Annotated in this window: 4 protein-coding genes; all 4 read right to left on the bottom strand. The window is 42.7% G+C overall.

What is annotated here, in order from left to right; all coding sequences use genetic code 11:
• Positions 1-344: 344 nt before the first annotated feature.
• Positions 345-1,433 (bottom strand): patatin-like phospholipase family protein, encoded by a 1,089-nt coding sequence (locus Q1V93_RS06665; RefSeq protein WP_300663035.1) that lies wholly within the window; start codon positions 1,431-1,433, stop codon positions 345-347.
• Positions 1,434-1,442: 9 nt separating this feature from the next.
• The gene (locus Q1V93_RS06660; RefSeq protein WP_300663033.1) at positions 1,443-2,096 is read right to left on the bottom strand and encodes a DUF2272 domain-containing protein; all 654 of its coding nucleotides are present in this window, start codon (positions 2,094-2,096) and stop codon (positions 1,443-1,445) included.
• A 192-nt stretch (positions 2,097-2,288) separates the two neighbouring features.
• On the bottom strand, positions 2,289-2,567 hold the full coding sequence (locus Q1V93_RS06655) for a hypothetical protein (protein ID WP_300663031.1): 279 nt from the start codon (positions 2,565-2,567) through the stop codon (positions 2,289-2,291).
• A gap of 4 nt (positions 2,568-2,571) precedes the next feature.
• The coding region (locus Q1V93_RS06650; protein ID WP_300663029.1) for a hypothetical protein at positions 2,572-2,811 on the bottom strand (240 nt) is incomplete at its 5' end.

Genomic DNA, 2,811 nt, shown 5'->3' with positions numbered 1-2,811 from the left:
CGAAATCCTCAATAATTGCTTTGGATAATCTCGCGATCTTATCGCGTGTTCTTTTGTGAATTTTCATAATTCTCATTTTTAATTTTTTCAATCCATTTTTTATTCATCCGTGCGATTTTTGTTAACCAATCGCGGAGTTGTTCAATTTGTTCATCTGTGTATTTCTCGAACTTCTTTCCGAGTATTTTTCTACACTCTGTAATTGTTACCATTGTTTGAACGATTGCAATGAAAGCTATTCGGGATAGCTCCGACCCGTGCTATTTTTGTGAAAAAATCATAAAAAACGCTGAACCCCTGTATTTACAAGTGATTCAGCGTTTCATCCCAGGGAATCGGTTCGTTTACTCCCAATTTGGAGAATTCACGACCGACCCTGCACACAGATACCCATGTAAATACGAATCCATGACCATACTGCGGGAAAAATCCAACGCACCGGAAAGTTCCCGTTTGGGTTCAATAATTTTCACATTGAACCGCCGGAGCTTGCGACCGCTTTCAGAAAATAATTCAATGTTTTTCCGTTCCACTTGCTTTACCAGCCGATTGATCCGTAAAAACTCGCTTGTGTCCGTATCGCCGATTTCGCTCAATGCTATATCGTAGATACTACGTTGAATCACATTCAGAATGTTCGGTTCTTCGTTCATCGTTGGTACTAAGCCCGTGCGGGTCGAAATAATCAGAAAATGGTACTCATCCGAATCCGGCTGTTCCAGGACGTAGCGAACCGCATCGCCCAGCGGATTAATGTTTCGGAGTCCCCCGTCAATCAGATTCGAAGTTTCAAATTGTGTTGTGGAAATCCGGTCTACGGGTGACCAGATCAGGGGCATAGTCGAAGAAGCCAGCACCGCCTTTTGAAACTCAGAATTATCGCGAAAATCCGTGTGTTTGGCACTATAATAATTTCCGTCCGTAAGCGATACGAACCCGGCTTGAAATACCTGGCTCTTGATGTCTTTTAACTGAACAAGCAACTTCACTTTTTCAAACAACGGGGTATTGTCTGCAATAGATTTGAGCGTTTTCACCTTGTTTACGATCTTTTGTATGACCTTTTCGCGTGAACCTTTAAACAGCAAACCAACCTTTTGAAACGCCGAAATGTCGGATAATAGAAATTTCCCCAGGCGTTCCGTATCCAGGGTGATTTTGTTATTCTCAGTTTTTAAAAAATCGCTTACATAGATTTCATCGGGACTACCTGCAATGTGATTCCACATTTCATTGAGTTCTTTGTTCTTTCCCGATGCGATTAAAGCCCCGTTTAGTGCGCCAGCAGATACGCCAAAAACGGCGTGCGGAACTCCGACCTTTTCAACCCCGTTACCGAAGTTGATCCCGTCTTTTAGTATTCTTTGCCATGCTCCAACCTGGAACGCGCCACGCGCGCCACCTCCGGTTAGAATTACAATCAATTTTCTCATGACTTTTGATTATTTGATATTGTTCTGAATGACCATGAAAAACGGGACTTTATTCCCTGAAAGTTTTCCGTTTTCATCGGTCTTGTAGCTGGAAACCTTGACTTTATTACTCACGTTTCCGCCAATCGCCTTGATATAATTTTTTCCGGTTTCAACAACCAGCTCACCGTGAGAAGGAAAAAAACCGCTTGAATCGTAGCCTTTTCCGTTTTCACGGCTGTACACAACTAAATCACCGGGTTTTGGTGCGTATTCCGATACACGGAATCCCCGGAGTGGTGCGTTTTTGTTGTCCCGGTTTGCTTTGGCGCTTTGAAAGTACCCGGAATGTGATTGTGCATAAGGGAATTGATCTTTTGCGCCCGCCTTGTAAAAGAGCCAGGAAATAAATGCGCTCGACCAGGCGTAAGAAGACTGAACCGCCGAATTTTGCATTTGTGAAGCGGTGAAGTTAAACCCTACCACTTTCCAATAGTCTAAGAGGTAAGAACTGGCTTTTTCAGATGTTTCGGTGAGTGTTTTCCATTTTTCGGCTTCACCTTTCGCAATCCGGATCAACCGTTTTTTGAAAGAATCCCTGAAATAGAAATAAAGCGCGACCGCAACTCCGGCACTTAATAAAATAACAACACCGGAAATCAAGATTACCCGACTCGTTTTCATTATTTTGGCACAAATTTTTTGGTGGTTTTTGAAGAAAAAAGAATAATAAGGCGGGAGGTCGGAACGCGCTCAAAGGTATCTAATCCAAAACTTGTGCACAGTTCTTTTCCCGCCTTTGCCTTTATGCCCTCCCCATTACCTATTTGTGGGGCTAAAGGCTACCTAAAAAGTTGTTCCTTACAGAATGGAATCTTATTTCTCAGCTTCGATAAGGCGGTCTATCTTCTTTTCAATTCTTTGCAGACTTTCTTTTATTTGTTTTATCTCAGTATCATCAACCGCTCCCTTAAGTTCCAGGCTTTGAATCCTTGTCAGGGTTTGGTCAATTTCCTGTTGCTGTGAAATATTGGCTTGGCGGTTCTGCTCTGTCATGGCAGTAGTCTGGAAGTAAAACGGAACGACCGAAAAAACTGCCCCGGTCAGGATCAGCAAAACACCTTGTCTTACGTGATCCCAAAGTTTTCCGTTCATGGTTTCAGGTGTTGTTTGAATCCGCACCGATCAAAAGCGATACAGGCAGAACGTCCATTTTTTCGCCCTGCTTATATATCGCAATATGCGGTACACTTAACTCACCTTCCTGTTTCAAAAAGAGAAGCAAAAACAACTCTTTTGTTGATGAAGCCTGAAACTCTTTCATTGAAGATACAAATATGTTTTTAATTACGTCACGGACATACATTCCCACGATCATTGCCATTCCTTTACCACCACC

The organism is Fluviicola sp. (assembly GCF_030151805.1).
Lineage (GTDB): Bacteria > Bacteroidota > Bacteroidia > Flavobacteriales_D > Crocinitomicaceae > Fluviicola.
Note: the sequence above shows the minus strand (reverse complement) of the source record. Positions and strands in the feature narration are given on the sequence as shown.